The organism is Roseomonas sp. WA12, from assembly GCF_054165765.1.
The window spans coordinates 4764414-4787499 of sequence record NZ_CM135108.1 but is presented as its reverse complement, the minus strand read 5'-3'; the positions used below and the strand labels follow the sequence as shown (position 1 = coordinate 4787499).

The window sequence follows — 23086 nt, the reverse complement described above, 5'->3', positions numbered from 1 at the left end:
GCGATCCACCCCCGAACCCCCTTTCCCGTCCCAAGTATCGAGGACGGACCTGCATCTCAAAGCGTAACTTGAGGCCACTGCCACCGCCAAGGCCAAACACGTCCTCGGCAGATGGACAGGACGCGCAAAGAAACGCGCCACGGCGCGCATGCACCGTGACGCGTTCGCATCACGCGATTACTTTGTTCGACCTGGCGAGGACTTATGAGGAGGCGCCAGACGGCGCCCCTCCGGCAGCTCAGGCGGTAGCGCCGAGCGCCTTGATCCGCGAGGACAACCGGGACAGCTTGCGCGCCACGGTGTTGTCATGCGTCACGCCCTTGTCGGCGGCGCGCTGCAGCTCGGGCTGGGCCAGGCGGAACGCCTCCTGGGCCTTGGACTTGTCGCCGCCCGTGATCGCCTCTTCGACGGCGCGCAGGAAGGTGCGGACGCGCGAGCGGCGGGCGCGGTTGCGCTCGACGCGCTTCTCGTTCTGCCGGATGCGCTTGCGCGCGGAAGCGGTGTTCGCCATGGGCCTTAAGGATACCAGTCGAAATGTTCGCGGGACACGGCTCGCCTGGGCGGCCGCAGGAAGGGGGGCGTTCTATCCACAGCCCCCCGGGGAGTCAAGGAAAGAGGTCGGGCCGGGCTCAGGCGTTCCGGAAGGCCGGCTTCCGCTTCTCGGCAAAGGCGGCCATGCCCTCCTTCTGGTCCTCGGTGGCAAAGAGGCTGTGGAACAGCCGGCGCTCCAGGCGGACCCCCTCGCGCTGGGGCAGCTCATAGGCGGCGTTGACGGCCTCCTTCGCCATAGCGACGGAGGGCTGCGAGAAGGCGGCGATCGCCTCGCCAAGCTTCAGCGCCTCCTCCACCAGGCTCTCCATTGGCACCACGCGGGTGACAAGGTTCGCGCGCTCGGCCTCGGTCGCGTCCATCATCCGGCCGGTCAGGATCATGTCCATCGCCTTGGACTTGCCGACGGCGCGGATCAGCCGCTGGGACCCGCCGGCGCCGGGAATGATGCCCAGCTTGATCTCGGGCTGGCCGAACTTCGCGTTCTCGGCGGCGATGATAATGTCGCACATCATTGCCAGCTCGCAGCCGCCGCCCAGGGCGAAGCCCGCCACCGCGGCGATCACCGGCTTCTTGATGGTGAGGACCGTCTCCCACTTGTTGCCGATGAAGTCCTCGAAATGGACGGCGGGGTAGGTGCGGTCCTTCATCTCCTTGATGTCGGCGCCGGCGGCGAAGGCCTTCTCGCTGCCCGTGAGGACAATGGCGCCCACCGCGGGATCGGCATCGAAGGAGCGCAGGGCCTGGCCGACCTCGGTCATCAGCTGATCGCAGAGCGCGTTCAGGGCCGAGGGGCGATCGAGGGTGATCAGCCCCACCTTGCCGCGCGTCTCCGCCTTGATCATCCCGTACTCGGCCATGCAATGCCCCTCCCGTTTGAGGGGCGCAGGCTGTGTCGGGGCGCGGGCCGGGTCAACCGGGGGCGCCTAGAGATAGATGCCGGTCCGCTGCCCGTCCCGGATGGACTCCGCGCCCAGATGCGGCCCGGCGATCTCCTCGTGCCGGACGGTGCGCGTCTCGTTGCGGATCTTGCCGCGCTGGTTTCCCTCCAGCGTGCCGAAGGTGGAGAGGTTCACCCGCCGCGGCCCGCCGCGCAGGAGGACGCCCCAGCCCTGGGCATTGCCGCGAACCCCGACCATGTCGCCGCAACAGGAAGCGGCGACCGAGACATTCTCGGCATTGCCCGCGACGATCATGCCGGCCAGCGCGCCCGGTTCCGCCGTGCCGTTATCCCCGATCAGCAGGCCCGACAGCGCCGCGCCCTTGCCGGCGGTGAGGGACAGGCCTTCCCGTGCATTGCCGTAGAGGCGACACGCGGAGAGGGCGAGATCGCCGCGCCAGGCGGCGCCTGCGGCCAGACCTGCGCCATGGAGGGAGGAGCCGAGCCAGGAGGTGACGGCCTCGAACCCTTCTCCGGCCTGGAGCTCTACCCCGTTGCCGGCGGTGTGGTCCGTCTCGAGGTCCTGGGCGAAGGCCCACATGGGGTAGGAGGCGCCGTCCGAGACCTCGTCGCGCATGGCGTAGCCCTGGCCGCCGCCGAGCAGAGCGGCTTTATTGACCTCGACGGAGTAGCTGTAGCTGTTCTGGTCGATGGCGTCGTAGGCCGGGTTCTCCGGCTCGGCGGAAACGATGTCGTCCACGATGCAGCGGTAGAGAGCGGTCTCGCGGCTGGCGGCCAGGAATTGCAGGCCCTTCCTGCCGCGCAGCCGGCGCAGATGCAGGCGGGAGATGCGGTGCTCGGCACCGCCGCGGATCAGCACCCCGTCCGCCATGCTATGGATGAAGAGGTTGCCCAGCTCGCAGAAGGCGGCCGCAATGCCGCCTTCCGGCTCGATGGTGACCGCAGCGCCGCCGATGATCCGCGCCTCCTCGGGCGTGCCCCAGCCGGCTGAGCGGATCATTAGGTCGGTCAGGGCGATATACTGGCCACCGCAGAGGGAGAGCACGGTCGCAGCGGCAGGATTGCCATGCCACTCAATGACGCTCGCCCAGGGGCCTGAGCCCCAGACGCGCTGACCGGGAAGGCGCAGGCGGATGGTGCGGTTCAGGCGGAAAGGCTGGCCGTCGCCGGGGTCGAGGAAGATGCGGCGCGCTGTGCGGGCTGCTTCCGTCAGGCGGGCGGTGTCGGTCTCCACCGAGCCCGAGGGCCTGATCACCTCGACGGTGCCGTCCGTGATGAGCATCCTGCGTCCAACTACCCTCTGCGTAACGCGCCGAAAGCTGGCGGGGGTGCTGACATCCGCAAGGGGCCGCCATCCTGCTGCACTCATCCGCATGGGCATGTCCTGCCCAGGAGGCGTCTTCTCCGACCGGGCTGGCCAGTGGCGCGGTCCGGCGAGGACAGCTCGGCTTGGGATCGGATGCGGCGTGGCCACATGCCCGGCATGGGGCCGCATCGCGCCAAAGAAATCGGGAGACCAGTGCATGCAGCAGCCGGGTTGGGCGCTCCGGGTGGCCATAGGTGCGAGGTTCCGGACTGCTCTGCGTGCCGCGATCAAGGGCGCACTCTGGGCTGCCCTCTGGACCGCGGTTCCCGCTTTGTCTTGGGCCCAGCCGGCGCCCCGAATGGCCACTCCCCGGCATGGTGAGGAGGCAGCGCACGAAGCGGCGATGGATTACCTCGTCCAGAGCAACTGCCTGGACCGTGAGGGCCGGATTCAGCCGGGGATGCTGCCCTTCCAGCCGGACTGCACCCACCCCTCCCCGCTTCTCCCCACCCAGGGCATGGCCTATCGCAAGCATGACTGGCCGGCCCCCGAGCACCGGGCGGGCGCGCCGCTCGGCTACCAGGCATCCGACGCCTATATCTCGACCCTGCGCGGCCTGCCCGCCGCGATCCAGACCTTCGACTTCGGCGGCGGCCGGTATCGCTTCGGCGGGTTCGACGCCGGGGCGGATGGCGGGGACGCGGTGGTGCTGCGCGGGGATGAAGCCTCGATCGGCGTCTCCCAGGACAGCGACGGGGTGAAGTGGTTGCTCGGCGAGGGGTGCCGGGCCGGCGGGCCGCTTGCCCCCGGCTGGCTCGCGTTTCAAGGGCCTGAGGGCGTGCGCGTTGCGCCCAACGCCATCACCCCCGCCCCCGGCGCATGTCCGCGCGCCTTCAGCATGAGCCTGACCCGCTGGCGTTCCGCGCGCCTGTCCTTTCCCTACCTCGTCCGTGGCCGCCAGGCCGGGCGGTTCGAGGCGCCCTTCATCGTCTCCGAGCATTTCAGCCACCCGAGCGTCGCGGAGAGCAATGCGCTGGAGCGGTTCTGGTTCGCGCGCGGCCTGGGCAAGGTGCGGTGGGAAGCCTGGGTGAACCTCTCCTTCCCCGGCCAGGACGTAGCCCGCCTTTCCGCCCAGGCCCGCTGGTTCGCCTCCACCCGGCGCTGCCCCTCGGTCGAGGGCGGGGTGGGGCCGAACGAGCCGGGACGCGCGAACTGGGTGATGGTGGAGTGCCGGACCTGGACGAATTTCGACCTTCCGGCGCCGGGGGGCGGGCTGATCCCGCTGCTGACCTGGCCGGCACAGATGGAGAACCGCTGAGGGTACGGGCGGCCCCTGGGAGGCCAGCCTCCCAGACCCTCCGCTAGGGACGCCGCGGGGTCCCCAGACCCCAGCGATCAGGCTGCCGCGGATGCGATGACCGAAGGCACGCGCCGCACGCCAAGACCTCCTGGCAGTACGAACCGCCATGTCTCACGCCGAGGCTCGTGGAGCCTCGGCGAACCGCAAGCCCCCTATTCCGCGGCAGCCGGATAGAAAAAGATGAGGGAGGTCCAGGAGGGAGAATTCCTTCTCCTCTGGCGTCACCGCCCCGACAGCTCAGCCCCGCCGCCGCTCCGGCCAGCCCACCACGATTCCCCCTGCCGCGATGATTCCGGCGCCCAGCATAGTCCAACCATCGGGCGGGTCTCCGAAAACGAGGGCGGAGGAGAGGGTGGCCCAGATGAGCTGGGTGTAGGTCATCGGCGCCAGGATGCTGGCCGGGGCGCGGGAATAGGCCTGGATCAGCAGGTAATGGCCGGCGGAGCCGAAGATGCCGGCCAGCACCACCAGCCCCCAGGCCCAGGCGGGCGGGGCCTGCCAGACGAAGGGCTGGGCGAGGCCGGAGACCAGGCCAGCGGCGAGGCCGGTGTGGAAGATGATGGTGGAAGGGCCGTCCACGGTGGAGAGCTTGCGCGTGAGGATCTGATAGACGCCGAAGAAGGCGGCGGTGCCGAGGGGCAGGAAAAGCGCCCAATGGGGGGTCTCGCCGGTGAGGAAGGGCGGGCGGAGGGCGATCAGCACGCCGAAGAAGCCGATGCCGATGCCCACCCAGCGGCGTGGCCCGACCAGTTCCCCCAGCAGCAGGGCGGCGAGGCCGGCGGTGAAGATGGGCGAGGCGAAGGTGACGGCCGAGGCGTCGGCGAGCGGGATGTAGGACAGGGCGACGACGAAGAGGACGTTGGCGGAGAGCAGCATGAGGCTGCGCAACGTCTCCAGCCCCGGTGCGCGGCTGCGCCAGGGCACGCGGCCGGTGGCCAGGCCGAGCGCCAGCGCCACCACCAGCGTGTGGAAGAGGAAGCGCAGGAAGACGATCTGCGGCACGGGAAGATGGGCCGTGAGCATCTTCGTCACCGTGTCCAGCGCGACGAAGAGGGCGATGGCCAGGAACTGGAGCAGCAGGCCGGCGAGGACGGGCGACATCGGGCGCGCTTATGGCACGCGCCGCGCGGCCCGTCCCCCTACGGGCTGGTCTAGTCGGCGGTGACCTGGGCTGCGCGAGCGACGGGGCCCCAGATGGCGTCCTGCTCGCGGATGGTGGCGGCCAGCTCGGCGCGGGTGGAGCCGACGGGCTCGGAGGCCAGCTCCCGCAGGCGGGCGGCGACGGCCGGGTCCCGCGCCAGGGCGATCATGGCTTCCTCCAGCCGGGCGGCCTGGGCCTCCGGCATGCCGCGCGGGCCGACGAGGGCGAGCCAGGTCTCCGCCACGAAGCCAGGGACGCTTTCGGCTACCACGGGGACGTTGGGGGCCAGGGCGGAACGGGTCGGGGAAGCGATGGCGACCGCGCGCGCCCGGCCGTCGCGGGTGGGGGGCAGGCCGGTGACGACGGTGTCGGTGTAGAGGGCGATGGTGCCGGTCAGCAGGTCCGGCAGGGCGGGGCCGGTGCCGCGGTAGTGCACGATCGTGCATTCGCGGCCGATCCGCTGCATCAGCAGTGCCACCGCCAGGTGCTGGGTGGTGCCGGCGCCCGGCGTGCCGCAGGGCAGCGGCGCCTTCTCCAGTGCGGTGCGGAGGGTGGCGATGTCGGTGATGCCCGAATTGGGCGCGGCCAGGAACACCACGGGGATCGCGGCGAAGCGGCTGATCGGGGTGAAGTCCGCCAGCGGGTCGAAGGGCATGCTGCGGTAGATGTGGCGGTTGATGACCAGCGGGCCGGCCGGGACGGCGCCGAGGGTGTTGCCGTCGGGCGCCGCCTTGGCCACGGCATCGGCGGCGATATTGCCGCCGGCGCCGGTGCGGTTCTCCACCACCACGGTGCGGCCCATGCGGGCGGAGAGCCCCTCCCCCATCACGCGGGTGAGGAGGTCGATGCCGCCGCCGGGCGGGAAGCCGACGATCAGGCGGATGGGCGGCTGGCCCGAGGCGGTCTGCGCCATCGCGGCCGGGGCGGCGAGGAGGGCGAGGGCGGCGAGCGCGGCGAGCGCGGACGCGACCAGGCTTAGCGGGGGGAGACGCGGCAAGGGTGTTTCCTCCGGGCGGATTCGTTGCGCCGGACGGTCCTGCCCCATCTCCCCCGCGTCAACCTTCGGTGGCGGCTTCAGCGCGGCGCCAGCACCACCACGGCCTGGGCAGTGGCGGTGACGATGATGTCCTCGGACTGCGCCACCGGCGGGGGCGCGTCGCGGGCCATCCTCTGGGCCAGCATCGGGCGCGGCGGGGTGACGTCGTTGGCCTCGAGGTTGATCTCGGCGATGCGGTCCACCCGCATGCCCATGCCGGTGGCCAGGGCCTCGGCACGGGCGCGGATGGCTTCCAGCGCGAGGCCGGAGGCTTCCTGCCGCGCCGTGCGGGCGGTGTCGCGCGTCAGCCCGTGCTGAATGCCGCCCACCGCCAGCCCGCGGGACTGCAGCGTGCCCACCAGCTCCAGCAGCGCGGCCTGATCCTTGGCGCGGAGGTTGAGGTTCTGCCCGGCCATCCAGCGCGCCGGATCCTCCTGCCGCCAGGTGCGGTAGGCGCCGGTGGAGGCGGTGACGCCGGCCACGCCGCGCGCCGTCTCCAGCGCCGCGGCCATGGTGCGGTTCACCGTGGCCTGGGCGCCGGCGATCGAGGTCTCGCGCGCCTCGTAGCGCAAGGTAGCCTGCACCTCGTCAGGGGCGCGCGTGACCTCGGCCGATTCGGAGAGGCGCAACAGCGTGCCGGGGCCGGCGAAGACGGGCGCGGGCTGGGCCAGGGCCGCCCCGGCCAGCATGGGCAGAGCGAGGAGGGAGATCAGGAGGGTGCGCTTCATGGGGGCATGTTTCCTGGCAGGCTGCGGCAGGGATGGGGCAGCGGGGTGCCGGAAGCGGGGCATCGCGCGGCTGCATCGGATGACTGACGGGGTAGGCCCCGCCGGTCTACACCCTCTGGGACGACAGGCGGGGGGATCAGCGATGTTGGGCAAGCTGTTGGGCGCCATCACCGGCGATGCCGGGCGGGTGGAACCGGAGGCGCTGGGCGAGCGGTTCCTGCAGGCATTGTCACCGGGCGAGACCGTGCTGGCCGCCTTCCGCACGGTGCGGGACGGCTTCGCGCTGACGGATTGGCGCCTGATCCTGGTGAACCGCCAGGGCGTGACGGGATCCAAGACCGAGGTGGTCAGCATCCCCTACCGTTCCATCCTGCGCTTCTCCGTGGAGAGCGGTGGCACGCTGGAACTGGATGACGAGCTGAAGATCTGGGACCGCGCGGGCGAGACGCCCTGGTCCTTCAGCTTCCGCCGCGGCGGAGGCGCCGCGATGCTGGCGCAGCAGGTTCTGGCGGAGAAGCTGCGGGGCTGATGGCGCGCCCGGAGGCGAGCAGGAGCACCCTTCCAGACGATGAGAGGGGCTGGGTCCGCCCAGCCCCTCTCATGGCCTATCGGTCGCCCGTCTTGCGGTTGCTCTGGGTGGCGCTGCTCACGCCGCCCTGATGTCCGCCGCCGCTGCCGCCACCGCCGGCGCGGGCGTCCTTGGGGTTGGTCTTGCCGCCTGCCGTGTTCTTGCCGCCCTGAGGGGCGCGGCTTGCAGGCGGCACGGGCGGAAGGTGCGAATTCGCCATAGCGCGGAACCTCGTGATGTCTGGGAAGGCGAAGGTGTAGCAGACCCGGGCCTCGCTGGCTTCAGCGGGGTCGCCCGCGCCCGGTTCAGTCTTTCCGGCCCGGCAGCACGGCGTTCATCACCTGCTTTGCCGTATCGATGATGACGCTGCCGCGCTCGGGATCGCCCATCAGCGCAGAGGCGAAGCTGGCCGCCTGCTTCAACGTGGTGTGTGGCGGCAGCGGCGGCACGTTAGGGTCGGTGCGGACCTCCAGCACCACGGGGCGATCAGAGGCGAGGGCCTGATCCAGCGCGTCCGGGATCTGGGCAGGATCGTCCACGAAGATGCCGCGCAGCCCCGCAAGTTCGGCGAAGCGATGGTACGGGAAGTCGGGCAGACGCTGCGTGTCCTCGAACTTTGGCATGCCCTCCATCACGCGCTGCTCCCAGGTCACCTCGTTCAGGTCCTGGTTGTTGAGCACGAGACAGATCCAGGTCGGGTTCGACCACCTCTTCCAGTGCGCGCCGACGGTGATCAGCTCCGCCATGTTGTTCATCTGCATGGCGCCGTCCCCCACCATGGCGATCACGGGCCGGTCGGGATGCGCCATCTTCGCCGCGATCGCGTAGGGCACGGCGGCGCCCATGCTGGCGAGACTGCCGGAGAGCGAGGCCATCATGCCCTCGCGCATCTGCAGATTGCGCGCGAACCAGTTGACGCAGGAGCCGGAATCGCTGGTGAGGATGACGCGGTCCGGCAGGCGGGGCGACAGTTCCTGGAAGGGCAGCTGCGGGTTTACCGGATCGGCGGAGGTTCGGGCGCGCTGGTCGATCAGCTCGCGCCATTCCTCGTTGCCCTTGGCGATGCGGTCGCGCCAGGCGGTGTCGGTCTTCTGCTCCAGCAGCGGCAGCAGGGCGCGCAGGCTCTCGGCGGCATCGCCCGTCAGCGGCACCTCCATCGGGTAGCGCAGGCTGAGCATGGCGGGCCGGAGGTCGATCTGCACACCGCGCGCCTGGCCTTCCTTGGGCAGGAACTCGGACCAGGGAAAGCTGGATCCGACCATGAGCAGCGTGTCGCACTCCACCATCAGGTCCCAGCTCGGCCGCGTGCCGAGCAGGCCGATGGTGCCGGTCACCCAGGGCAGGCTGTCGGGCAGCACGGCCTTGCCGAGCAGCGCCTTGGCAGCGCCGGCACCGAGCCGGTCGGCGACCGCGATCAGTTCCGGCACCGCATCCGCGGCCCCCGCGCCGACAAGCATGGCGACCTTCTTGCCCTCGTTCAGCACGGCCGCCGCGCGTGCCAGGTCCTCGTCGCGCGGCATCACACGCGGCGGCGTCCAGCCCACGCCGGAATGGACGGTGTTGTGCTCGTGCGGCGGGTCCTCATAGGGCTCGTCCGGCAGGTCGTTGGGCACGATGAGGGCGGTGACGCGGCGCTCGCCCATGGCGGTGCGCATGGCGCGGTCCACCAGGTGGCGCATCTGGGATGGCACCGTGGCCTGCTGCACGAAGGCGCCCGCGACGTCCTTGAAGGTCGTCATCAGGTCCACTTCCTGCTGGTAATGGCCGCCGATCGCCGTGCGCGCGGTGTGGCCGGCGATGGCCAGCATCGGCATGTGGTCCGCCGCCGCGTCGTACATGCCGGTGAGGAGATGCGTGGCGCCGGGGCCGCTGGTGGAGAGGCAGACGCCGACCTCGCCGGTGAACTTGGAATGGGCGGAGGCCATGAAGGCCGCCATCTCCTCGTGCCGGACCTGCACGAACTCGATCTTGTCCGTCCCGAAGCGCTGCAGGCCGGCGAGCAACCCGTTCACCCCATCCCCGGGATAGCCGAAGACCCGGCGCACGCCCCATTGGTGCAGCCGTTCCCAAAAGAAATCGCCGACCTTCTTCGCCATGGGCCTCGCCGTCCGTTCTCTTGGGTTCGTCCCGGGCGGGATCGTGGCGTCGCGCGGGTGCCGCCGGGGACGGTGCAGGAACGGGCCCCCGGCCCGGGCGGTTGCGCGGATTGACGTGAAGAAGGGGCAAGACGACCCTGCGCGGCGCTTCCCCTCACCTGCGATGTGCCGCCCCGGCCGCGCCTCTGCCGGACGCGCTGAACACCATGCCTCTCTGGCTTGCCGCCACCCTCTCCGCCGCGCTGTTTCAGTGCTGGCGCACCGCCCTGCAGCAGAAGCTGCGGGGCACGCTGTCCCTCAACGCCGCGGCGGTGGTGCGATACCTCTATGGCGTGCCGCCAGGCCTCGCGATGGTCGGCCTGTGGTGGTGGGCCTCGGGCAGCGCCCTGCCGTCCTTCGGCCCCGTCTCGCTGCTCCTCTGCGCGGTTGGCGGGGTGCTGCAGATCTTCGGGACCCTCTTCCTCATCCTCTCCTTCGCGCCGCGCGGCTTCGCGGTCGGCACCGCCTATTCCAAGACGGAGGCGCTGCAGGGGGCTGTTTTCGCCATGATCCTGCTGGGCGAGCACATCGCGCCCCTCGCCTGGGTGGGCGTGGCCGTGGGGGTCTCGGCGGTGCTGTGGCTCTCCATGGCGGGGAAGGTGTCCAGCCTTCGGGAGGCGCTGCAGGCCACGGCGCAGCCCGCTGCGCTCTATGGCGTGGCGGCCGGGGCCTGCTTCGGGCTGACCGGCATCTGCATCCGGGCGGCCAACCAGCACCTGGCGGCGCCGGATCCCGTGCTGGGCGCGCTCTGCACCCTCGTCGTCACCAATGCCATGCAGACGGTGCTGCAGGGCGGGTGGCTGCTTGCGCGGGAGCCGGCCTCGGTGGGGCAGGTGTTCCGGCAGTGGCGGAACGCGGCGCCGGTGGGGCTGCTCTCTGCCATGGGGTCGGCCTGCTGGTTCACCGGCTTTGCGCTGGCGCCGGTGGCGCTGGTGCGCTCGGTCGGGCAGGTGGAGATCGTCTTCACCCTCGCCTTCGGCCGCTGGTACCTGCGTGAGCCGCTGAAGCTTCGGGATGCCGCGGGAGCGTTGCTGATCGTGGCCAGCGTGGTGCTCGTCGTCCTCGCCTGAAGGGTGAGCAGCCGAGGTTGCCGATCGGCCCTGGCCCTGGACGGTGGCGGCTGCGACAACTCACCTTGATGGAACATGCGTCGCCTTTCCTCACCAGCCTTGTGCTCGGCCTGGCTGCCGCCTTCACCTTCGGGTTGGTGGCGCGAATGCTGCGTATGCCGCCGCTGGTGGGCTACCTCGTTGCCGGCGTCGCCATTGGGCCGAATACCCCCGGCGTGACCATCGACGGCGAGTTCACCCGCACCCTGGCCGAGGTCGGGGTCGGTCTGTTGCTGTTCGGCGTGGGCCTGCATTTCCGGCCGCAGGACCTGCTGGCGGTATGGCGGGTCGCTGTGCCGGGGGCGACGGCGCAGGTGGTGATCGGCGCACTGCTCGGCGCCGCGCTGGGCATGGCTCTGCCGGGGCTGGGCCTTGGGCCGGCGCTGGTCTTCGGCATGGCGCTGGCGATCGCCTCCACCGCCGTCGCCACCCGGGCGCTGGAGGAGCGCGGGATGCTCTCGGGCGAGGCGGGGCGGATCGCGCTGGGCTGGCTGGTGCTGCAGGACCTGCTGGTGGTGCTGGGACTGGTGCTGCTGCCCGCCGCCTCGGGCGGCGGGCTTGCCGGGGCGGCGGTGGACGGGATCGGGACCGCGATCCTGCTGGCCCTGGCCAAGCTGGGTGCCTTCGCCGCGCTCATGCTGGTGGCCGGGCGGCGCACCCTGCCCTGGGCGCTGGGGCAGGTGGCGCGATCGGGCTCGCGGGAGCTGTTCACCCTGGCCGTCGTGGTGGTGGCGCTCGGTGTCGCCTTCGGGGCCTCCACCCTGTTCGGCGTCTCCTTCGCGCTCGGCGCCTTCTTCGCCGGGGTGGTGCTGGGCGAAAGCGACCTGGGCCATCAGGCGGCGGCGGAAACCCTGCCGCTGCAACGGATCTTCGCGGCGATCTTCTTCGTCTCCGTCGGCATGCTGCTTAACCCGCTCTCGGTACTCGAGGCGCCGGTGACCTCGCTGCTGGCTCTGGCCGTGGTGCTGCTGGGCACGGGGGTGGCGAGCTTCCTGCTGCTGGTCGGGCTGCGCGTGCCGCCCGCCACCGCCGCGGTGGTCGCGGCCGCGCTGGCCCAGATCGGCGAGTTCTCCTTCGTGCTGATGGAACTGGCGATCGGCCAGGGCATCCTGCCGGCGGCCCTGCGCGGGCCGATTCTGATGGGCAGCTTCGGCGCCATTCTCCTCATGCCTCTCACCCGTCGCGCGCTGGCGGCGCTGGCGGCGCGGATGCCGGTGCCGCCACAGCCAGGGCGGGAGGGGGCCGCGCTCTTCGCCGCCAACCTGCCGCGGCTGGAGAAGCACGCGGTGCTGGTCGGCTACGGGCGGGTGGGCGTGCTTGTGGCGGCGGCGCTGCGGCGGCACAACCTGCCCTTCATCGTCATCGAGGATGACCGTCATCGGGTGGACGTGCTGCTCGGCCAAGGCGTGCCCGCGTTATGGGGCGACGGCACGCAGCCCGAGATGCTGGAGGCAGCGCATGTGGGCCGCGCCCGGCTGCTGATCGTCACCCTGCCGCTCGCTTTCGAGGCGCGGCGGGTGGTGGAACTGGGACGGGCCGCCAATCCGACCATCGTGGTCACGGTGCGCGCCCATCAGGATGCGGAGGTGGACTGGCTGCATGACCAGGATTCGACGGGGCTTGCGGTGATGGGGGAGCGGGAGGTCGCACTGGGCATCGCCGATTTCGCCCTGCAGCGCATGGGCGTCGCGGCCAGCACGGCGCAGGCGACCGTGGATGTGCTGCGCCGGCGCCGCGTAGCCGACGCCGCCGTCGCGGGGCTGGGCGTTTGACCCTGCGCTTCGATCCGCCCGCAGGGGTGGCGCCGGCCACTCGCATGGTGCTGCTCCACGGCGCCGCATGCGGCCCCTGGATCTGGGCGGAGGGCTTCGCGCAGCGTCTGGCCGCCGCCGGCCATCCCTGCCTGGCCGTACCGCTGCATGGGGAAACGCTGTCGGACCGGGTCTCGGTCGTGCGTGCCGTGCTGGAGGAAGGGCCGGCGATCCTGGTGGGCCATTCGCTCGGTGCATTGATCGCGCAGCGCGTGCTGGACCACCGCCATGTGCGCGGCGCCGCGCTGCTGGCGCCGGTACCGCCAGAGGGGTTGTGGTGGTCCAACGCGCATCTCGCGGCCTCGGACCCGGTGCTGTGGGGCGAGGTTTCGCGGATCGTGGGTCCTGGGGCGCCCTCCCCCGCCGTGCTGCGCGGGCTGTTCGGGCCGGGCATGGATCCGGAGGCCGCGCTGCACCACGCGGCACGGCTGGGGAATGAAGCGCCGACCGCGATGATGGAGGCGCAGATGCCGCAGCCCGTGACGCCGGGCTGGGTGCATGGCCGCCCGGTGATGGTGCTGGGCGCGGCGCATGACCGGCTGATTCCGCGCGATGCCGTGGAGCGCTGCGCTGCGTGGCACGGCACCTCGGCTCGCTTCCTGAGCGAGGCCGGGCATCTGCTGATGCTGGATGTCGGCTGGGAGGATGCGGCCGACCGGATCGCGGCCTGGGCACCCGGGTGAAGGAAGGCCGGGGAGAAGGAATTCTCCCCGGCGCACCAACATTACAGACATCCGGGGGATACATCCCCCCGGCCTTTCTCACACCGGCCGATGCAGCACCGGCACCGCCCGCGTCACCGTCCGCCGCCCGCCCTTAAAGGCCGCGAGCACGGGGCTGATCTCGCGCAGCGCGTCGGCGGGGGATGGTGCGTCCACCAGGGTGAGGTCGGCGGGGTTGCCCACGGCCACGCCGTAGTTGTCACGCCGCAGCAGCTTCGCGGAGCCGGCGGTGAACATGTCCCAGGTGTCGCGCAGGTCGTCGCGCATGCCGCGCTGGACGATGTTGGCGTAGAGATTCGCCTGGCGGATGAGCTGGCCGTCGCCCATCGGGGTGAAGGGGTTCAGGATGTTGTTCGACGAGATCGAACAGGTGACGCCGGACTTCACCAGCCGGTTCGCGTCCACCACGTTGCGGCGGATGTTGTCGACCTGGTCGCGCCCGCCGAGATAAAGATCAGTGGAGGGCAGGACGGTGAGGGCAACGCCCACATCGGCCATGCGGCGCGCCACTGTGTCCACGGCATCCGGCGGAATAAGCGAGAGCTTGCTGACATGGCCAATGGCAACGCGGCCGCCCCAGCCGTACTTCTCCGTCAGCTCGCAGACGAGAAGCGTGTCCAGCCCCTCGGCGGAGTTGCCGCTGTCGAGATGCATGTCGATGTCCACGTCGAACTCGCGGGCCATCTCAAACACGCGGCGGATCTGGCCGGCGCGGTCGCGGTCGAAATTGGGCGCGGCGCCGACGACGCCGGCGCCGTTCTTCAGCGCGGCCACCATCAGCTCATCCGTGCCGGGGTTATCCAGCAGGCCTTCCTGCGGCATCACGCAGATCTCGACGTCGATCGCCCAGGCGTATTCGGCGATGAGGGACTTCACCCCCTCGAAGCCGCGCAGGCCGACCTTGGGATCCACCTCCACATGGGTGCGCATGGTGGTGCAGCCGTGGAGGATGCATTTCTCGAGCGTGCGGCGGGCGCGGGCGCGCACGTCATCGACGGAGAATGTGTGCTTGACCTCGGAGACGCGCTCCATCGCGCGGTGGGCGCGGCCGGTCTCGCAGGCGCAGCGGTCAATCACGCAGCTCTTGTCGAGATGAATATGGGTTTCCACGAAGCCGGGCGCGAGCAGGCGGCCCGCGCCGTCCACCACCTCGACCGCTTCGCAGGACAGGTTCGGCCCGATCTCGGCGATCTTTCCCCCGGCAACGGCGACATCCACCGGCGCGCCGTCCGGCCCCGTATCCACGAGACGCACCTGGCGGAAGAGAAGATCGAAATTCATCGGGGATCCTGACGCAGCTCGGAACGGTCTTGCGGGCATGTGGCACGCGGCGTGCCAGGAACCGCCGAGGAATGGTGATAGCGTTATCCCCGCCCCCTTGCGCTGGCAATCGCCGGCCCGTCGAGAGAAGCACGATGACGATGCAGACCGCCCACTCACGCCGCGCACTTCTCGGGGCGGGTGCTTCGCTGCTCGCGGCCCCTGCGCTGCGCGCGCAGCCAGCCTGGCCGGTGCGGCCGATCCGCTGGATCATCAACTTCCCGCCCGGTGGTGCGGCCGACACCCTCTCCCGCGTGCTGGTCCAGCAGATCGGCAACGAACTCGGCCAGCCGATCGTGCTGGAGAACCGCGTAGGCGCGGGCGGCATGGTGGGCGCCGATATCGTTGCGAAGGCGCGCGGCGATGCGCATGTGGTCATCATGTCGAGCGGCGCGTCGCACGGCACCGGGCCGGTGCTGTACCGCAGCGTGCCCTATGACGCGTTAGGCGACTTCACCCACCTGCATCTGGTGGGCACCTTCTCCTGCGTACTGGCGGTGAACAACGACCTGCCCGCGAAAGACGTGGCGGAGTTCGTGGCCCTCGCGAAGACAAGGCCGGTGATCTACGGCTCGGGCGGGAATGGCACGCTGAACCACCTGGTCGGGCAGCTTCTTGCACGGGATGCGGGCATCACGCTGGAGCATGTCCCCTATCGCGGCTCAGCCGCGGCGCTGACGGACACGATGGGCGGGCAGATCCCCTGCCTGATGGAAAGCCTGCCGATCGTCCTGCCGCATCTGCAGGCAAACCGCCTGCGCCCCCTGGCCGTGAGCGGGCCGGAGCGCGATTCCACTCTTCCTGACGTGCCCACCTTTGCCGAAGCCGGATATCCGGGTGCCACCGCGACGAGCTGGTTCGGCTTCTCGGCCGCTGCCGGCATCCCGGATGCAGTCTCGGATCGCTGGCAGAAGGTGATCGGGGAGGCGCTGAAGACGGAATTCGTGAAGGAGCGTTTTGGCCGCATCGGCGTCACGCCCGGCACGTTGGACCGGGCCGGCTACACCGCCCTGGTGCAGGAGGAGCTGGATCGCTGGCGGCCGGTGATCGCCGCCGCGCGGATCACCGCGGACTGAGAGGGGCCGGGGGAACCAGCCCCAGCCATCACGGCGCGACGGTGTCCTGCATCTCGCGCCGCCACTCGGCACGCGCCGAGATGCGGGCCAGCACGGCGCCGAGGATCAGAAGCACCAGCCCGGTCACGAGCGTGACGAGCATCGTGGTCGTCCCCGCGATCAGCGGCCGGCCGTAGCTGAAGGGATTCCAGCCGACCACCCCGGCCAGCAGGATGTAGAGCGTGACGGCCAGGGCCACGGCCCCGATCACGAAGGCCAGGAAGCCGAGGATGTTCAGCAGCCGGGGCATCCAATTCTCCTGACCCTTGTTGCGTGACTGAGCCGGGCAGACCCTGCCACGGCGGGAACGCGCCGCGAAGGGGGCGGCTTCGCCCAGGGCTGTCCCTATATTCACCGGATCTGCCAGAGGATCTTCCATCCATGCCGATCGATGAAACGCGCCCCTTCCTTCCCGTGAACATCGCGATCCTGACGGTCAGCGACACGCGGGACCTCGCCTCTGACCGCTCCGGCGACACGCTGGCCGCGCGGGTCGAAGCCTCGGGCCACCGCCTGGCGGACCGCGCCATCCTGCGCGACGAGGCGGAGACGATCGAAGCCCAGCTCCGGCGCTGGATCGCGGACCCGCAGGTGGACTGCGTGATCACCACCGGCGGCACCGGCATCACCGGGCGGGACGTGACGCCCGAGGCCTTCGCCCGGGTGCTAGAGAAGGAGATCACCGGCTTCGGGGAGCTGTTCCGCATGCTGAGCTACCAGAAGATTGGCACCTCCACGATCCAGTCCCGCGCTATCGGGGGTGTGGCGGGCGGCACCTATCTGTTCGCCTTGCCGGGCAGCACGGGAGCGGTGAAGGACGGGTGGGACGACATCCTCGTCCACCAGCTCGATTCCCGCTTCCGCCCCTGCAACCTAGTGGAGCTGATGCCGCGCCTGCTGGAGCACCTGCGGGCCGCCTGAAACGGCGCGCCCGCCCTGGCAACTAGCCCTGGCAACTTCCCGCTCCGCCCCCACGTTCGTTGCGCTCGAAGGAATGGAGGCGACAGTGGCGGATAGCGGCTTGCAGATGGCTCAGGCGGGCGAGGCGGTGCCCTTCGAGATCCCGGGCGCCACCGGCGCGTTCAAGATCCAGATCCTGAACGAGGACCGTTCGAAGGGCGTGGTCACCTCCATCGTTCACCTGCCCGCGGGCGGGGTGATCCCGGCGCATTTCCACGATGCCGGGTCCGAGATGCACTACGTTCTCGAGGGAGACCTGATCGAAAAGGGCGAGACACTCGGGGTTGGCGCCTTCCTCACCCATGCCAAGGGCGTGGTGCACGGCCCGCATGAGAGCAAGGGGGGTGCGCGGGTGCTGACGGTGCAGACCTGGCAGAGCGAGGGCGGCAACTTCGACTTCCGCCCGGCCGAGGGGGGTGCTTCCTCCGGCTCCGGCCAGGGCGGTGCAACCCAGCCGGCGTCCGACGGTACCGGCTCAGGCCAGACTTCGGCCGACCAGGTGAACAAGCGCGCCGAGACCCAGGAAGAGGCCTCCAAGGACCACGAGCAGAAGGGCTACTCCTGAGGCCCTGCGCTAGCCCAGGGCGCGGGCGAAGACGGCGGGATCGACATTCCCGCCGCTGATCACCACGCCCAGGGTACGGCCCTTCGCGGGCACGCGTCCGGCCAGCACGGCGGCGAGCGCAACGGCGCCGCCGGGCTCCACCACCAGCTTCAGGTGGTCGAAGGCGAAGCGCATGGCGGCCAGCACCTCCTCCGGCGTCACGGCAACGCCGCCGGCCAGGCGGGGTTGGTTCACCGCGAAGGTGATCTCGCCCGGGCGGATGGAGAGCAGCGAATCGCAGAAGGTCGAGCCCTTCCCGTCCGCCGAGAGCCGTTCGCCGGCGGCGAGGGACCGGGCGGTGTCATCCCAGCCCTCGGGCTCGGCGGCATAGATCTGGGTTGAAGGGCTCGCGCCCTCGAAGGCCAGGGCGCAGCCGGCCGTCAAGCCACCGCCACCCGTGCAGATGGCCATGGCGTCCAGCCGCAGGCCGGCCGCTTCCGCATCCTCGATCAGTTCCAGCGCCAGGGTGCCCTGGCCGGCGATCACGTCCGGGTGGTCGAAAGGCGGGATGACAGTGGCGTCGCGCTCCTCGGCCAGCCGGGCGGCCAGGGCCTCGCGGTCGGTGGTCAGGCGATCGAAGAACTGGATCTCGGCACCCCAGCGGCGGGTGCTCTCCACCTTGATGGCGGGGGCGTCCTGCGGCATCGCGATCAAGGCGCGCACGCCTGCGGAGGCGGCCGCGGAGGCCAGGGCCTGGCCGTGATTGCCGGAGGAATGGGTCACCACCCCGCCGGCGCGGCCTTTTTCCGCCAGCTTCAACACGGCGTTGGTGGCACCGCGGAACTTGAAGGAACCGGTGCGCTGCAGCGGCTCCGGCTTGATCAGGACCGTGCCGCCGGTCAACGCATCCAGCACGGGATGGCGCAGCATCGGCGTGCGGACCACGCGCCCGGCCAGACGGACTGCGGCGGCGCGGACATCGTCATGGGTGGGGAGCGGGATCATCAGGCGGTTCCGGCGAAACGGCAGGGATCGACCAGCGGGATGATGTCCCGCAGGCCCTCGGGGTCCTCGTCATTGACCAGCAGTGCCAGAAGGCGGCCGGCGGCGGGGGCGGTCTGGATGCCGTAGCCGCCCTGGCCGCAATTCCAGAAAAAGCCATTCGTGCCCGAGGGGCCGATGGCCAGGCCGCGATCGGGGGTGAAGGTGCGCAGGCCCGCCCAGCGGTGCTCCACCCGGCGGACGGGGATGTCGAGGGCGCTCTCGAAGCGATCCACGGCGATGGCTACGTCCAGCTCGTCGGGCTGTGCGTCCATCGGGTCGCTGTCCGTTTCGTCGGCGGGGGAGACCATGAGCTTGGTGCGGGCCTCCGGGCGCGCGTACCAGCTGTGCGCCACGTCGCCGAGCAGGGGCCAGTCCGAGACGTCGTGCGGCGCGGGATCGACGATCAGCGCGGTGCGGCGCTTCGGCTGCAGGCCGAGCGGGGCGACGCCGGCGAAACGCGCCACCTCGTCGCCCCAGGCGCCGGCAGCATTCACCAGCACAGGGGCGGCGAAGACGGTGCCGTCGGCGGTTTCGGCGTGCCACAGGCCGGATTCCTGCCAGATGCGGCCGGCGCGCTGCCGCAGGGCGAGGGTGCCGCCATGGGCCTTCACCTGCCGCAGGAAACCCGCATGGAGGGCGGCCACATCCATGTCGAAGGCGTTGCGCTCGATCGCGGCGGCCACTGCGTAGCCTGGGCGCAGGCCGGGGGCCATGGCGCGCACGGCCTCGGGGGTGATCGCCTCAATACCCTCGCCGCGTGCCATCAGGGCTTCCAGCGCGGGCAACTGGTCTTCAGGGGCGAGGTGGACGACCGGACGCGGCGCCATGAGCGGCACATCGGCGAAACCTGGCGGAGGCGCGCGGAAGAAGGGGCCGGAGGCAGCCGTGAGAAGCTGCGCGTCGGCCGTGCCGTAGTTGAGGATCCAGATCGCGGCCGAGCGCCCGGTCGTATGATAGCCGGCGCTCTCCTCCGCCTCGACCAGGGCCGTGCGGCGGGTGGGGGCGAGATGAGCAGCGGCGGTCGCGCCGCCAATTCCGGCACCGACCACCAGTGCGTCGAAGCGTTGGATATCCATGCGCGGCATGGTGCGGCCCGGCCCCGCGGGCGGCAAGTCGGTCGCTCGCGTTGACAGCGTTGCACGACCGCATTAGGTGCCAATCTGGATACCACGCTTCGAAAGAGGAGAAAGGCCGGTGCGCCGGACCAGGGTCTGCCCCGCGGCCTGTTGCATTTCGCGCCCCCTCCATCCGTGGCAGACCCGCCGGGCCTGACCCCCCTCCCCTTCCCTCCGGGTTCCGCCGATGTCCGCTCCACCCGGCCCCGCGCCGGCTATCCTCCTCCGCGACCTGGTTCGCGAATTCCGCGGCCGCGGGACCCCGCTACGCGCGCTCGACGGCGTTTCGCTCGAGGTCGCGCCCGGAGAGATCTTCGGGATCGTCGGGCGTTCGGGTGCCGGCAAATCCACCCTGCTGCGCTGCGTGAACCTGCTGGAGCGACCCGATTCGGGCGAGGTGACCGTGCTGAGCGAGGCGATGACGCGGCTGGACGAGACCGCGCTGCGCGGCGCCCGGCGCGGGATCGGCATGGTGTTCCAGCACTTCAACCTGCTCTCCTCTCGCACGGTCGCCGGCAACATCGCCTTCCCGCTGGAGATCGCGGGCGTGCCCCGCGCCGAGCGGGAGGTGCGGGTGGCCGAGCTGCTGCCGCTGGTCGGGCTGGAGGCGCGGCGGGATGCCTATCCGGCCCAGCTCTCGGGCGGGCAGAAGCAGCGCGTCGGTATCGCGCGCGCCCTGGCCTCCCGCCCCCAGGTCCTGCTCTGCGACGAGGCGACGAGCGCGCTGGACCCGGAGACGACGGAGGAGATCCTCGCCCTCATCCGCTCCGTCCGCGACCGGCTGGACCTGACGGTCCTGCTGATCACGCATGAAATGGCGGTGGTAAAGGCGATCTGCGACCGGGTGGCCGTCATGGAGGCCGGGCGCGTGATCGAGCAGGGACGGGTCTTCGACGTGTTCACCCGGCCCGCCCATGCCACGACGCGACGCTTCGTCTCCGAGGTGATCGGCTATGTCGTGCCGCCCGGCACCGTGGCGCAGCTGCCTGCCCCGAACCCGGGGGAGGAGCGGCGGCTGCTGCAGGTGCTGTTCGCCGGCCCTTCCTCCACCCGCGCCGTGGTCAGCGAGGCATCCCGCCGCTTCGGGCTGGACCTGAACATCGTCTCCGGCCGGATCGACGCCATCGGGTCCGAGCCCTACGGCCTCATGGCCTTCGCGGCCTACGGCCCGCCCGCCGCCATCGCCGATTCCATCACCTGGATGCGCGGCCTCGGCCTCGACGTTTCCGAAATCGGGGAGGACCCGGCATGATCCCCTGGCTGCCCCCCGCGCTGACGGACCTCATGATCGAGGCTGCCTGGCAGACGCTGCTGATGACCTTCGGCAGCGCCGTCATCGCCGTCCTCATCGGCCTGCCGCTCGCGCTGCTGCTGCACACCACGGATTCCAACGGGCTCTCGCCCAATGGCTGGATCAACCGGCCGATCGGGCTGCTGGTGAACGCCGTGCGCTCCACCCCCTTCATCATCCTGATGGTGGCGATCGTGCCCTTCACGCGGATGGTCGCGGGCACCTCCATCGGCACCACGGCCGCGCTCGTGCCGCTCTCGCTGGCCGCCATCGCCTTCATCGCGCGGCTGTTCGACAACGCGTTGCGCGAGGTGGATCGCGGCGTGATCGAGGCGGCGCGCGCCATGGGCGCCACGCGCACGCAGATCATGGCGCGCGTTCTGGTGCCGGAAGCCCTGCCCGGGATCATCGCGGCCATCACCGTCACCCTCGTCAGCCTCGTCGGCTACTCCGCCATGGCGGGGGCGATCGGCGGCGGGGGGCTGGGCGATCTCGGCATCCGCTTCGGCTACCAGCGCTTCATGCCGGAGGTGATGGCGACCGTCGTCATCATCCTCATCCTCTTCGTCCAGGGGCTGCAATCCCTGGGCGACTGGCTCGTCCGGCGGTTCAGCCGGCGCTGACACACGGGACAACAACGATGCAGATCACACGCCGCACCCTCGCGACCCTCGCCGCCCTCGCCCCCGCCGCTGCGTTCGCGCAGGATATCGGCACGGCGCAGCGCCCCCTTCGCATCGGCGCCACGGCCGGCCCGCATTCCCAGGTGCTGGACAAGGTGCGGGAGATCGCGGCCCGCGACGGGCTGGTGATCCGCGTGGTCGAGTTCACCGACTACATTCAGCCCAATGCGGCGCTGACCGCGGGCGACCTGGACGCCAACTCCTACCAGCACCAGCCCTTTCTGGATGCAGCGGTGCGCGACCGGCGCCTGCCGCTGGTGGCCGTTGGCAAGACGCTGATCTTCCCGATGGGCGTCTATTCCCGCCGCCTCAAGGCCGTGGCCGATGTGCCGAACGGCGCCCGGGTGGCCGTCCCGAACGATCCGAGCAATGGCGGCCGCGCCCTGGTTTTGCTGGCCAAGGCCGGGCTGTTCACCCTCCGGCCGGGCGCCGACCACACCGCGACGGTGGCCGACATCACCGAGAATCCGCGCCGCATCCGCGTGGTCGAGCTCGAGGCCGCGCAGATCCCGCGCGCGCTGGAGGATGTGGAAGCGGCCGCGATCAACACGAACTTCGCCATCCCCGCCGGGCTGAACCCCGTGCGGGACTCCCTGGCCGTTGAGGGCGCCGACAGCCCCTATGCCAACCTCATCGTCGTGCGCCAGCCGGACCGCGAGGCGCCCTGGGTGCGCCGCCTGCTCGCGGCCTACCAGAACGACGAGATCAAGCGCTTCGCTGAGACCACCTTCCAGGGCGCCGTCGTCCCCGCCTTCTGATCCCAGAGAGGAAATCCCACCATGCTCCGCCGCAGCCTTCTCCTGGCAACGCCAGCCCTGATCCTGGCGCGTCACGCCCTTGCCCAGGGGGCCGCGATCGGCACCGCCGCCCGGCCGCTTCGCGTCGGCGTCACCGCGGGCGTCCATGCGCAGGTGCTGGAGCAGGTGCGGGACGCCGTGTCCAAGGATGGGCTGGTGGTCCGCATCACCGAGTTCAGCGACTTCATCCAGCCCAACGTCGCCCTACAGGGTGGCGAGATCGACGCCAACACCTATCAGCACCAGCCCTTCCTGGACGCGCAGAAGACCCAGCGCGGCTACGACTTCGTGCCCGTCGGCAAGACCGTGCTGACGGCGATGGCGGTGTTCAGCCGCAAGGTGAAGACGCTTGCCGAGCTGCCGAACGGCGCCCGCGTGGCCATCCCGAATGACCCGACCAATGGCGGCCGCGCGCTGGTGCTGCTGGCAGGCGCCGGGCTGTTCAAGCTGCGCGCCGGCGCCGATTACAGCGCGACAGTGGCCGACATCACGGAAAACCCCCGCCGCATCCGCATCGTGGAGCTTGAGGCGGCGACCATCGCCCGTGCGATCGACGACGTGGACGCCGCTGCCATCACCGGCAACTACGCGGTGCCGGCCGGGCTGCAGCCCGGGCGGGACAGCCTGGTCGCGGAATCGGCCGATGGGGCGCGCACCAACCCCTATACCTGCCTTGTCGTGGTGCGCCGCGCCGATGCGCAGGCGCCCTGGGCGGCAAGGCTGGCCGCTGGCTACGCGGATCCGGCGGTGAAGGCTTTCGTAGACCGCAGCTTCGGCGGGGCGGTCGTCCTGGGCGTTTGAGCCGAAGAGCCCTGAACGGAAAAAGGCCGGGGAGCTGCCTCCCCGGCCTT

The 23086-nt window shown here is 70.7% G+C and carries 24 protein-coding genes; 12 read left to right on the top strand and 12 right to left on the bottom strand.

The features are described 5' to 3' along the window. Window positions 1-238: 238 nt before the first annotated feature. The 3 genes from rpsT to ACVBD7_RS22485 all read right to left on the bottom strand — a co-directional run bounded on the left by rpsT (window position 239) and on the right by ACVBD7_RS22485 (window position 2732). Window positions 239-511: a 30S ribosomal protein S20 gene (rpsT, locus tag ACVBD7_RS22495; RefSeq protein ID WP_458095466.1), complete on the bottom strand. Its 273-nt coding sequence runs from the start codon at window positions 509-511 to the stop codon at window positions 239-241. Between the two features lie 118 nt (window positions 512-629). Continuing rightward, entirely contained in the window at window positions 630-1409 is a 780-nt protein-coding gene (locus ACVBD7_RS22490; RefSeq protein WP_458095465.1) for an enoyl-CoA hydratase, read from the bottom strand. 66 nt (window positions 1410-1475) lie between these two features. Beyond that, window positions 1476-2732, bottom strand: coding sequence for a hypothetical protein (locus ACVBD7_RS22485; protein WP_458095464.1), 1257 nt, complete (start codon window positions 2730-2732; stop codon window positions 1476-1478). Window positions 2733-3114: 382 nt separating this feature from the next. On the opposite strand from ACVBD7_RS22485, the gene ACVBD7_RS22480 reads away from it, so the two are divergent. Then, window positions 3115-4074 carry a hypothetical protein gene (locus tag ACVBD7_RS22480; RefSeq protein ID WP_458095463.1) on the top strand — a complete coding sequence of 320 codons (960 nt, stop codon included), beginning with the start codon at window positions 3115-3117 and terminating at the stop codon, window positions 4072-4074. Window positions 4075-4353: 279 nt separating this feature from the next. On the opposite strand, the gene ACVBD7_RS22475 is transcribed toward ACVBD7_RS22480, so the two are convergent. The 3 genes from ACVBD7_RS22475 to ACVBD7_RS22465 form a co-directional block, all read right to left on the bottom strand. Then, complete coding sequence (locus ACVBD7_RS22475; protein ID WP_458095462.1) at window positions 4354-5217, bottom strand: DMT family transporter; 864 nt, start codon at window positions 5215-5217, stop codon at window positions 4354-4356. Window positions 5218-5267: 50 nt separating this feature from the next. Beyond that, complete coding sequence (locus ACVBD7_RS22470) at window positions 5268-6254, bottom strand: Bug family tripartite tricarboxylate transporter substrate binding protein (protein WP_458095461.1); 987 nt, start codon at window positions 6252-6254, stop codon at window positions 5268-5270. Window positions 6255-6331: 77 nt separating this feature from the next. Continuing rightward, complete coding sequence (locus ACVBD7_RS22465) at window positions 6332-7021, bottom strand: SIMPL domain-containing protein (RefSeq protein ID WP_458095460.1); 690 nt, start codon at window positions 7019-7021, stop codon at window positions 6332-6334. Window positions 7022-7163: 142 nt separating this feature from the next. Here ACVBD7_RS22465 and ACVBD7_RS22460 point away from each other — a divergent pair, with 142 nt between their 5' ends. Further along, the gene (locus tag ACVBD7_RS22460; protein ID WP_458095459.1) at window positions 7164-7550 is read left to right on the top strand and encodes a PH domain-containing protein; all 387 of its coding nucleotides are present in this window, start codon (window positions 7164-7166) and stop codon (window positions 7548-7550) included. 76 nt (window positions 7551-7626) lie between these two features. On the opposite strand, the gene ACVBD7_RS22455 is transcribed toward ACVBD7_RS22460, so the two are convergent. Together ACVBD7_RS22455 and ACVBD7_RS22450 are read right to left on the bottom strand one after the other, a co-directional pair. After that, complete coding sequence (locus tag ACVBD7_RS22455; protein WP_458095458.1) at window positions 7627-7809, bottom strand: hypothetical protein; 183 nt, start codon at window positions 7807-7809, stop codon at window positions 7627-7629. Window positions 7810-7894: 85 nt separating this feature from the next. Further along, complete coding sequence (locus ACVBD7_RS22450; protein WP_458095457.1) at window positions 7895-9685, bottom strand: thiamine pyrophosphate-requiring protein; 1791 nt, start codon at window positions 9683-9685, stop codon at window positions 7895-7897. Window positions 9686-9891: 206 nt separating this feature from the next. Here ACVBD7_RS22450 and ACVBD7_RS22445 point away from each other — a divergent pair, with 206 nt between their 5' ends. From ACVBD7_RS22445 to ACVBD7_RS22435, 3 genes are all read left to right on the top strand, one after another. Then, window positions 9892-10794 carry an EamA family transporter gene (locus ACVBD7_RS22445; RefSeq protein WP_458095456.1) on the top strand — a complete coding sequence of 301 codons (903 nt, stop codon included), beginning with the start codon at window positions 9892-9894 and terminating at the stop codon, window positions 10792-10794. Window positions 10795-10862: 68 nt separating this feature from the next. Continuing rightward, complete coding sequence (locus tag ACVBD7_RS22440; RefSeq protein ID WP_458095455.1) at window positions 10863-12605, top strand: cation:proton antiporter domain-containing protein; 1743 nt, start codon at window positions 10863-10865, stop codon at window positions 12603-12605. Next, entirely contained in the window at window positions 12602-13327 is a 726-nt protein-coding gene (locus ACVBD7_RS22435) for an alpha/beta hydrolase (protein WP_458095454.1), read from the top strand. The genes ACVBD7_RS22440 and ACVBD7_RS22435 overlap by 4 nt, the downstream gene beginning before the upstream one ends. Before the next feature lie 78 nt (window positions 13328-13405). Here the strand turns inward: ACVBD7_RS22435 and ACVBD7_RS22430 are convergent, their stop codons facing one another. Continuing rightward, window positions 13406-14647 (bottom strand): amidohydrolase family protein, encoded by a 1242-nt coding sequence (locus ACVBD7_RS22430; protein ID WP_458095453.1) that lies wholly within the window; start codon window positions 14645-14647, stop codon window positions 13406-13408. Window positions 14648-14781: 134 nt separating this feature from the next. On the opposite strand from ACVBD7_RS22430, the gene ACVBD7_RS22425 reads away from it, so the two are divergent. Continuing rightward, window positions 14782-15762, top strand: coding sequence for a Bug family tripartite tricarboxylate transporter substrate binding protein (locus tag ACVBD7_RS22425; RefSeq protein ID WP_458095452.1), 981 nt, complete (start codon window positions 14782-14784; stop codon window positions 15760-15762). A gap of 28 nt (window positions 15763-15790) precedes the next feature. Here the strand turns inward: ACVBD7_RS22425 and ACVBD7_RS22420 are convergent, their stop codons facing one another. Next, the gene (locus ACVBD7_RS22420; protein ID WP_458095451.1) at window positions 15791-16051 is read right to left on the bottom strand and encodes a hypothetical protein; all 261 of its coding nucleotides are present in this window, start codon (window positions 16049-16051) and stop codon (window positions 15791-15793) included. 131 nt (window positions 16052-16182) lie between these two features. Here ACVBD7_RS22420 and moaB point away from each other — a divergent pair, with 131 nt between their 5' ends. Both moaB and ACVBD7_RS22410 read left to right on the top strand, forming a co-directional pair. Next, the gene (gene moaB / locus ACVBD7_RS22415; protein ID WP_458095450.1) at window positions 16183-16722 is read left to right on the top strand and encodes a molybdenum cofactor biosynthesis protein B; all 540 of its coding nucleotides are present in this window, start codon (window positions 16183-16185) and stop codon (window positions 16720-16722) included. A 106-nt stretch (window positions 16723-16828) separates the two neighbouring features. Beyond that, a complete protein-coding gene (locus ACVBD7_RS22410; RefSeq protein WP_458097756.1) occupies window positions 16829-17326 on the top strand; it encodes a cupin domain-containing protein in 498 nt (165 codons plus the stop codon). Window positions 17327-17335: 9 nt separating this feature from the next. Here the strand turns inward: ACVBD7_RS22410 and ACVBD7_RS22405 are convergent, their stop codons facing one another. Together ACVBD7_RS22405 and ACVBD7_RS22400 are read right to left on the bottom strand one after the other, a co-directional pair. Further along, window positions 17336-18310, bottom strand: coding sequence for a threonine ammonia-lyase (locus tag ACVBD7_RS22405; protein WP_458095449.1), 975 nt, complete (start codon window positions 18308-18310; stop codon window positions 17336-17338). Then, a complete protein-coding gene (locus tag ACVBD7_RS22400) occupies window positions 18310-19425 on the bottom strand; it encodes an NAD(P)/FAD-dependent oxidoreductase (RefSeq protein WP_458095448.1) in 1116 nt (371 codons plus the stop codon). The genes ACVBD7_RS22405 and ACVBD7_RS22400 overlap by 1 nt, the downstream gene beginning before the upstream one ends. A gap of 226 nt (window positions 19426-19651) precedes the next feature. Between ACVBD7_RS22400 and ACVBD7_RS22395 the strand changes: the two genes are divergently transcribed. Genes ACVBD7_RS22395 through ACVBD7_RS22380 form a run of 4 tightly spaced genes read left to right on the top strand, consistent with a single transcriptional unit; the run spans window position 19652 to window position 23036 of the window. Then, the gene (locus ACVBD7_RS22395; protein WP_458095447.1) at window positions 19652-20716 is read left to right on the top strand and encodes a methionine ABC transporter ATP-binding protein; all 1065 of its coding nucleotides are present in this window, start codon (window positions 19652-19654) and stop codon (window positions 20714-20716) included. Beyond that, on the top strand, window positions 20713-21378 hold the full coding sequence (locus ACVBD7_RS22390) for a methionine ABC transporter permease (RefSeq protein WP_458095446.1): 666 nt from the start codon (window positions 20713-20715) through the stop codon (window positions 21376-21378). Before ACVBD7_RS22395 ends, ACVBD7_RS22390 begins: the two co-directional genes overlap by 4 nt. 17 nt (window positions 21379-21395) lie before the next feature. Further along, entirely contained in the window at window positions 21396-22196 is an 801-nt protein-coding gene (locus tag ACVBD7_RS22385; protein ID WP_458095445.1) for a MetQ/NlpA family ABC transporter substrate-binding protein, read from the top strand. A gap of 21 nt (window positions 22197-22217) precedes the next feature. Beyond that, window positions 22218-23036 carry a MetQ/NlpA family ABC transporter substrate-binding protein gene (locus ACVBD7_RS22380; RefSeq protein WP_458095444.1) on the top strand — a complete coding sequence of 273 codons (819 nt, stop codon included), beginning with the start codon at window positions 22218-22220 and terminating at the stop codon, window positions 23034-23036. The last annotated feature ends 50 nt before the right edge of the window (window positions 23037-23086 follow it).

Bases quoted from the DNA above. Each gene is read 5' to 3' on its own strand.
- ACVBD7_RS22460 (WP_458095459.1), top strand. From the start codon at position 7,164: ATGTTGGGCAAGCTGTTGGGCGCCATCACCGGCGATGCCGGGCGGGTG.
- ACVBD7_RS22400 (WP_458095448.1), bottom strand. From the start codon at position 19,425: ATGGATATCCAACGCTTCGACGCACTGGTGGTCGGTGCCGGAATTGGC.
- ACVBD7_RS22440 (WP_458095455.1), top strand. From the start codon at position 10,863: ATGGAACATGCGTCGCCTTTCCTCACCAGCCTTGTGCTCGGCCTGGCT.
- ACVBD7_RS22390 (WP_458095446.1), top strand. From the start codon at position 20,713: ATGATCCCCTGGCTGCCCCCCGCGCTGACGGACCTCATGATCGAGGCT.
- rpsT (WP_458095466.1), bottom strand. From the start codon at position 511: ATGGCGAACACCGCTTCCGCGCGCAAGCGCATCCGGCAGAACGAGAAG.
- ACVBD7_RS22395 (WP_458095447.1), top strand. From the start codon at position 19,652: ATGTCCGCTCCACCCGGCCCCGCGCCGGCTATCCTCCTCCGCGACCTG.
- ACVBD7_RS22475 (WP_458095462.1), bottom strand. From the start codon at position 5,217: ATGTCGCCCGTCCTCGCCGGCCTGCTGCTCCAGTTCCTGGCCATCGCC.
- ACVBD7_RS22385 (WP_458095445.1), top strand. From the start codon at position 21,396: ATGCAGATCACACGCCGCACCCTCGCGACCCTCGCCGCCCTCGCCCCC.
- ACVBD7_RS22430 (WP_458095453.1), bottom strand. From the start codon at position 14,647: ATGAATTTCGATCTTCTCTTCCGCCAGGTGCGTCTCGTGGATACGGGG.
- ACVBD7_RS22380 (WP_458095444.1), top strand. From the start codon at position 22,218: ATGCTCCGCCGCAGCCTTCTCCTGGCAACGCCAGCCCTGATCCTGGCG.
- ACVBD7_RS22480 (WP_458095463.1), top strand. From the start codon at position 3,115: ATGGCCACTCCCCGGCATGGTGAGGAGGCAGCGCACGAAGCGGCGATG.
- moaB (WP_458095450.1), top strand. From the start codon at position 16,183: ATGCCGATCGATGAAACGCGCCCCTTCCTTCCCGTGAACATCGCGATC.
- ACVBD7_RS22425 (WP_458095452.1), top strand. From the start codon at position 14,782: ATGACGATGCAGACCGCCCACTCACGCCGCGCACTTCTCGGGGCGGGT.
- ACVBD7_RS22490 (WP_458095465.1), bottom strand. From the start codon at position 1,409: ATGGCCGAGTACGGGATGATCAAGGCGGAGACGCGCGGCAAGGTGGGG.
- ACVBD7_RS22485 (WP_458095464.1), bottom strand. From the start codon at position 2,732: ATGCTCATCACGGACGGCACCGTCGAGGTGATCAGGCCCTCGGGCTCG.
- ACVBD7_RS22420 (WP_458095451.1), bottom strand. From the start codon at position 16,051: ATGCCCCGGCTGCTGAACATCCTCGGCTTCCTGGCCTTCGTGATCGGG.
- ACVBD7_RS22465 (WP_458095460.1), bottom strand. From the start codon at position 7,021: ATGAAGCGCACCCTCCTGATCTCCCTCCTCGCTCTGCCCATGCTGGCC.
- ACVBD7_RS22455 (WP_458095458.1), bottom strand. From the start codon at position 7,809: ATGGCGAATTCGCACCTTCCGCCCGTGCCGCCTGCAAGCCGCGCCCCT.
- ACVBD7_RS22450 (WP_458095457.1), bottom strand. From the start codon at position 9,685: ATGGCGAAGAAGGTCGGCGATTTCTTTTGGGAACGGCTGCACCAATGG.
- ACVBD7_RS22405 (WP_458095449.1), bottom strand. From the start codon at position 18,310: ATGATCCCGCTCCCCACCCATGACGATGTCCGCGCCGCCGCAGTCCGT.
- ACVBD7_RS22410 (WP_458097756.1), top strand. From the start codon at position 16,829: ATGGCTCAGGCGGGCGAGGCGGTGCCCTTCGAGATCCCGGGCGCCACC.
- ACVBD7_RS22445 (WP_458095456.1), top strand. From the start codon at position 9,892: ATGCCTCTCTGGCTTGCCGCCACCCTCTCCGCCGCGCTGTTTCAGTGC.